The following is a 5782-nucleotide window of genomic DNA, read 5'->3' as shown; positions in this document are numbered from 1 at the left end:
CGCACGGTTGACGTGCTGGCGGTCGGGCGCACACCGAAGCCGGGGCGCGGCCAGTGGGCGTCGCGGCTGACCGCGCGGCTACCGCTGCCCCGGCCGGTGACCCTCGGCCTGGCCCACCCATTCGCCCGGCCGGTACGGTCGGCCACGATCGTCGCGGCGATCGCGTTCGGCGCGGCCGCGGCGACCTTCGCCGTCGGGCTGGGCTCGTCGCTGGCCGAGGTCCAGGCCCGGGAGGGGCACGGCGACGTGGTCATCTATCCCGGACGCCCGCAATTGGACCCACCGCCGCAGGGTGGGCCGGGCCCAGGCCCCATGCGCAGGCCGGAGGCGCCCGACCCCGCGACCGTCGTCAAGGCGATCACCGGACAGGCCGGGACCAGTGGCTACAGCGGCGTTGCTGAGGCGGACGTGAGCGTCGCGGGCCTCACCGAACCGGTCGACACCATCGCGCTCACCGGAGACAATTCCGCCTACGGCTACGAGATGCTCTCCGGCAGGTGGTTCACCGCCCCCGGCGAAATCGTTGTGGCCAAACCGTTTTTGACGGCCACCGACACCCGGATCGGGGACACCGTCGTGCTGACGGAGGAGGGCAGGCAGATCACCGTGCGGATCGTGGGCGAGACGTTCAACATCGAGTCCAGGGGCATGCAGATCCTCACCGCCCTGGAGACCCTCACGCCCGCCCAGCCTGATCTGCGGGCCGAGATCTACAACATCACGCTCAAGCCGGGTACCGACCCGGGCGCCTACGTCAAAGAGTTGAACGCTGCCCTGACGGCGGCGGGAGTCGCGGCACATGCGGAGGTGGCCGACACGGACGCGGACGAGTTCCTCATCATCATCAACACGTTGACGACCATCCTGACGTTGATGCTGATCACCGCGGCCGCGCTCGGCGTGTTGAACATGGTGGTCCTGGAAACCCGCGAACGCGTGCACGACCTCGGCGTTCACAAGGCACTGGGCATGGCCCCCCGGCAGACCATCGCGATGGTCATCGCCTCGGTGGTCGTCACCGGGCTGATCGGCGGCGCCATCGGCGCGCCGGTGGGAGTGTTCCTGCAGCGCACGATCGTGGCCGAGATGGGCCGGGTCGCGGGCTTCAACCTGCCCGCATCGGTCCTGGACATCTATGCGCCCGCGGAACTGGTGCTCTTCGGATTCGGTGGCCTCGTCATCGCGGTCGTCGGTGCGCTCCTGCCCGCCGGATGGGCGGCGCGCACCCGTACCGCGACGGCACTTCGCACCGAATAACCCACCGCCTAGCGGCGGGCGTGCAACCTGAAGCGCAGGAAGCGTTCTCCCCACACGTCGGTCTCGCCGTCGGGGACGAATCCGAGGCGCGCCAGGGCGTGCGCCCGCCCGCGGGTCGGTGGCAGCAGCACGGTCACCGACGCGAAGCCGAACTCGTCGAAGGCGCGGGCGAGCACGGCCTCGTAGACTTCGCGGCCGTGGCCCCAGAACTCGGGGCGCAAAATCAGGGCCAGATCGGCGTCGTCACCCTCGGGCTGCATGCCACCCCACCCGGCGAACTCGCCGTCGACGAAGAACGCCCACGGGCCGTAACCGTGCTCGCGCCACAGCGCCTCCTTGCCGTCCACAAAGGACGCGCACTCGGCCGGGCCGAACTCGCCGCGGGCAAGCGGCATATGCTTGCGCACACGCGGGTCGTTCATCAGCGCGATAATGTCGCCCGGCGCCACCTCGCCGAGCCGCCTGAAGTCAAGCTGCATGCTCTCAATTCCACCTTTGCACGGAACGGGAGGACCGATACTACTCGTTCAACAGCCGGCGCAGTCGTATGGTCGAGCGGTGGATCGTCATGCGGGGACCTTCGCGCCTGGGTTGTGCCGCTGATGCCGCCCGGGGCGGAGCTGGCACGGCTGCTGGATGGCCTGCGGCCGGCGGAGCTGGCGCTACGAGACTGGGTGCGCCCCCTGCTGACCACATCGATCGTGCGCGAAATGGCCCAGCTCGACCACGGAATGCAGGCCGACGAGCACCAGCGGGGCATCGAGGAGCTGCTGACCGCCCGCCGGCTGCCCAGTGGCCGACATGTGAGCGGTTGCAGGATGTGAGCCGCACCCCGTTCTCCGAAGCAATCGCTCGAATCGCGGTCGCGCAGGCATCGTAGGTCCACCCTGCCTCGGCGATCGCCTTGGCGAACCGGTCATTACGCGGCCTCGCCCTGCGCACCATCGCGCCTGCCTCCCAGAGGTTCAACACGTTCAACGGATCGGTGACGTGACAAGGATACCGACGAATGCCCGAACGGGGTTGACTTACACCCAATGCAACTAACACGGTGGCTCATCGAAATGACACTGTTGATCGGTGCGGGTCTGTTCGGCTACAGGCTCGGCCGCCGTGGACGCCATTGCTCCGCGTGCCGCGCAATTCTACACGGAGTCTGCCTGAGCGAATGCTGCTCAGGAGCGCGGTCATACAAGCGATTGCATGACCTGTTGAAGGCTCCTCGGCCCCGTGATTCTCCCGCCACGGGGCCGAGGTTGGGCGGCGGGAAGGCTCGCTCGCGCCGCCCGTGCACGTTCGCATCGAGTTTACCAAGGAGGATGTGCAGCACCGTTTCTTCATAGGGGGAACCGGCCGGGCGCTCGACTGCGTTGGGCGTCCGGCCGACTTTCGGCCAAAGGGGCGGCCCGTCACCCGTGTCCTTTGGTGCTGTTTTGTAAGCCGTTTGTAGTGCGCTGTCGAGACTTCTACTCAAAACCTTTTTGAGGAGGTACGGCGATGAGGCGCACGAGGCGATGGGTGCTCGCGACGGCCGCGGCGGCGGGCGGGCAGACCGTGTGGGGTGGTGGGCCTGCGAGGGCGGCGCTGCCGGTGGTGGACATGGAGATGGTGTTGCTCGCCGCGCAGGTCGATCCGCCCAAGCCCGACACCGGGCTCACGCCCGGCGCGGGCACGCATGTGCTGGAGGTCGAGCGGGCGTTGCAGGCCAAAGGGTTGCTCGCCGCCGGCTCGGTGGACGGGCACTACGGCACGTCAACGGTGTCAGCCTATGCCGCATGGCAGCGGTCCCTCGGGTACACAGGAATGGATGCCAACGGGATTCCCGGGCCGACCTCGCTCACGAGGCTGGGCGAGGGCCGGTTTTCGGTGACACGCCCCGTGTCCACCGGCTCGCGCACCGACTCGTACGGAGGCAAGCGGGTCAACACCCGCACCCGCAACATGCTCTCGGCCGCCGACGCGATGCTCTCGTGGAGCCTCACGCTCTCGCAGGGTTCCTACACCTCGTCCAACCCGTCATCGGCGGGCACGCACGACGGCGGTGGCGTGGTGGACATCTCGGTCACCAGCATGACCACGACCCAGCGCTGGCAGACGGTGAAGGCCCTGCGCACGGTGGGGTTCGCCGCGTGGCTGCGCAACCCGTCGCAGGGCGACTGGCCATACCACATCCATGCCGCGGCAGTGTCCGATCCCGACCTGTCGGGCCCGGCCCGCAACCAGATCCACGATTACTACTTCGGCCGCAACGGCCTGGCCAACCACGCGGCCGACGACACGCCGACCGCCTATCGTGTCCCCTTCACGTGGTGGGAGAAGTACAACCGCGGGTAAACGCACGAGATCACCGTGGCGGGCTACGGTCCCCCCTCACCCGCCACGGTGATCTCGTCTTCATGGGAGGGGTATCAGTACGGGTTGTAGTAAATCGCGTCCTCGGTGAAGATCGTGTGGCTCTGGCCGACGAAGGTGCTGCCGTAGACGATGAATTCCACGTTGGAGAATCCGGCGTAGCTGAGCTCGGCACTGACCGTGGCCCGGTTGCCGTAGCACGGCTGCTCGCTCGACCAAGAGCCGTAGGTTGGATAAACGCTGCCGATGCGAGTGGCGTACCGCCGCCCGCCCGCGTAGTACACGTTGACATCAATCGTCATATACGGCAGCTGGTAGCTCGATTGGCGGCACATGAGCACGTCATAGCGCAGCGCGTTGCCACCGTCGTCGAGCTGGAGCGTGCCTTGGACGCGGCCGAGCGTGAGCTGCCCGCCCCCGGGCGTGTACCCGATGATCTGCATGTTCAGCGGCACGGGCGCGGCCCACGCCGCGTGGGCCGGGGTGGCGGGAACGATCAGTGGGGTGGCCAGCAGGGCGAGCGACAGGATGAACGACCTCGTTACACCGCGCCTCAGGATGGATCGCATGCATGTCTCCTCGGTTAGGACATGAGGAGGCGCCGCCTCGCGGCCCGGTTTGAGGGGTCCCGCTTCCCCTCTCGCGTGACGGTGCCGGGTCGAGTCATCATCGTGCCAGGGTCGACTGGACCTCGACTGGATCGCGACTGAACGATGCCGCGCGGGCCAGCTTGGCCCGCACCTTCGCCGCCTCCGGCGGGTCGAAGTGGTCGAGGATGCTCAGTGCGTCCCGCCACGCCGCCCGTGCACCGTGTGCGTCGCCGATCGCCTCGTACGTGTCCCCGATGTGCACCTGCACGAAGGCCTCCAGGTGCCGGTCGCCCAGGTCCCGGTACAGGTCGATGGCCCGCTGGAAGTCGGCGAGCGCCTGCTCGTGCTCGCCGAGATGCATGCGCGCGTAGCCGATACTGTCCAAAGTGGTCGCCTCGCCCACCCGGTCGTCGAGCCCGCGCAGCCGCGCCAGCGCCTCCTGGCAGTGGCTCAGTGCGCGCGTGTGGTCGCCGAGCAGCGCGTGATACCAGCCGGCGGCGTTGAGCGCACGCGCCTGCCCGTGCCCGTCGCCGAGCTTGCGGAACAGGTCCAGCGATTGCCGCGCGTGCTCAAGCGCCTCACCGATCCTGCCCTGCCGCTCGCGCAGCAGCGACAGGTTCAGATGCGTCTGGCTCTGCCCGGCCCGGCTGCCGATGACCCGATACAACTCCAAGGCCCGCAAGAGCTCGGCGTGCGCCTCGTCATTACGCCAGCGCCGCGTGTAGGCACGGGCCAGCATCCGGTGCGCATCGGCCTGCGCAGGCCGGTCGCCCGTCTCCCGCGCCGCCGCGATGGCGATGCGCTGCGTGGCGGCCAGGTCGTCCCAATGCCCGCGCAGGTCGAGAAACGTCCACAACGACCAGGCGAGCTGCCACGCATGCTGCGCCATCCCGGTGGAGGCGGCCTGCTCGACGAGGGCGACGAGCACCGGCCGTTCAGCCGTGAACCATGCGAGCGCTTCCTTTGTGTCTGATGGGTACTCGGGGGACACCCCATTGGCCGCGGGTGCGAGCGTGAGCGGGTCCCGGGCCGGGTTGGACAGCCGGTCGCCCGCATGGGCCGAGTGCAGGTAGTGGTCGAACATGCGGCGCGCCGCCGCCCGTCGCGATCGGCCCTGGTCGACCTCCGCGGCCATCTCGGAGGCGAACGTTCGCACCAAATCATGCATCGTGTACCTGCCGGGCGTCGGCTCCGCCGCCAGGTTGGCCCGCACCAGCTCGGCCAGCCGGTTGCGCGCCGCGGGAAGCGTCAGCGCCGCGAGGCTCGCCGCCGCCGGCACGGTGATCTCCGGCCCGGGATGCAGGCCGAGCAGCCGGAACAGCCGGGCAGCCTCGGGCGCGAGCGCGCGATAGGACCACGAGAACACCGCACGCAGATCGGTCCCCGGGTCGCCGGTGGTCAGCGCGTCGAGCCGGTCCCGGTCGCCGCGCAACTGCTCGGCCAGCACGGCCAGTGGCAGGTGCGCGTTCATCGCGGCCCACGCCGCCGTGATGACGAGCGCGAGCGGCAGCCCCGCGCACCGCCGCAGGATTTCGGCCACCGCCGCCGGGTCGCCCGCGACCCGCCCCGCGCCGATGCGCTGG

The 5782-nt window shown here is 69.2% G+C and carries 6 protein-coding genes; 3 read left to right on the top strand and 3 right to left on the bottom strand.

Annotated elements, in window-relative coordinates; all coding sequences use genetic code 11:
• The coding region (locus tag DM816_RS39760; protein ID WP_162908332.1) for an ABC transporter permease at positions 1-1257 on the top strand (1257 nt) is incomplete at its 5' end.
• Positions 1258-1265: 8 nt separating this feature from the next.
• Here the strand turns inward: DM816_RS39760 and DM816_RS39755 are convergent.
• The gene (locus tag DM816_RS39755; protein ID WP_117215634.1) at positions 1266-1736 is read right to left on the bottom strand and encodes a GNAT family N-acetyltransferase; all 471 of its coding nucleotides are present in this window, start codon (positions 1734-1736) and stop codon (positions 1266-1268) included.
• Positions 1737-1859: 123 nt separating this feature from the next.
• Between DM816_RS39755 and DM816_RS39750 the strand changes: the two genes are divergently transcribed.
• Both DM816_RS39750 and DM816_RS39745 read left to right on the top strand, forming a co-directional pair.
• Positions 1860-2081, top strand: a complete 222-nt coding sequence (locus DM816_RS39750; protein ID WP_162908331.1) for a hypothetical protein — start codon at positions 1860-1862, stop codon at positions 2079-2081.
• Positions 2082-2754: 673 nt separating this feature from the next.
• On the top strand, positions 2755-3591 hold the full coding sequence (locus DM816_RS39745) for a peptidoglycan-binding protein (protein ID WP_117215632.1): 837 nt from the start codon (positions 2755-2757) through the stop codon (positions 3589-3591).
• Between the two features lie 74 nt (positions 3592-3665).
• Here DM816_RS39745 and DM816_RS39740 read toward each other — a convergent pair whose 3' ends face one another.
• A complete protein-coding gene (locus tag DM816_RS39740) occupies positions 3666-4178 on the bottom strand; it encodes a hypothetical protein (protein ID WP_117215631.1) in 513 nt (170 codons plus the stop codon).
• A 97-nt stretch (positions 4179-4275) separates the two neighbouring features.
• Positions 4276-5782, bottom strand: a 1507-nt coding sequence (locus DM816_RS39735; RefSeq protein WP_162908330.1) for a tetratricopeptide repeat protein, incomplete at its 5' end; no start/stop codon positions are given.

It is taken from the genome of Allorhizocola rhizosphaerae, assembly GCF_003426775.1.
In the GTDB taxonomy this organism is placed as follows: Bacteria; Actinomycetota; Actinomycetes; order Mycobacteriales; family Micromonosporaceae; genus Allorhizocola; species Allorhizocola rhizosphaerae.
Note: the sequence above shows the minus strand (reverse complement) of the source record. Positions and strands in the feature narration are given on the sequence as shown.

Bases quoted from the DNA above. Each gene is read 5' to 3' on its own strand.
- DM816_RS39745 (WP_117215632.1), top strand. From the start codon at position 2,755: ATGAGGCGCACGAGGCGATGGGTGCTCGCGACGGCCGCGGCGGCGGGC.
- DM816_RS39740 (WP_117215631.1), bottom strand. From the start codon at position 4,178: ATGCGATCCATCCTGAGGCGCGGTGTAACGAGGTCGTTCATCCTGTCG.
- DM816_RS39755 (WP_117215634.1), bottom strand. From the start codon at position 1,736: ATGCAGCTTGACTTCAGGCGGCTCGGCGAGGTGGCGCCGGGCGACATT.
- DM816_RS39750 (WP_162908331.1), top strand. From the start codon at position 1,860: ATGCCGCCCGGGGCGGAGCTGGCACGGCTGCTGGATGGCCTGCGGCCG.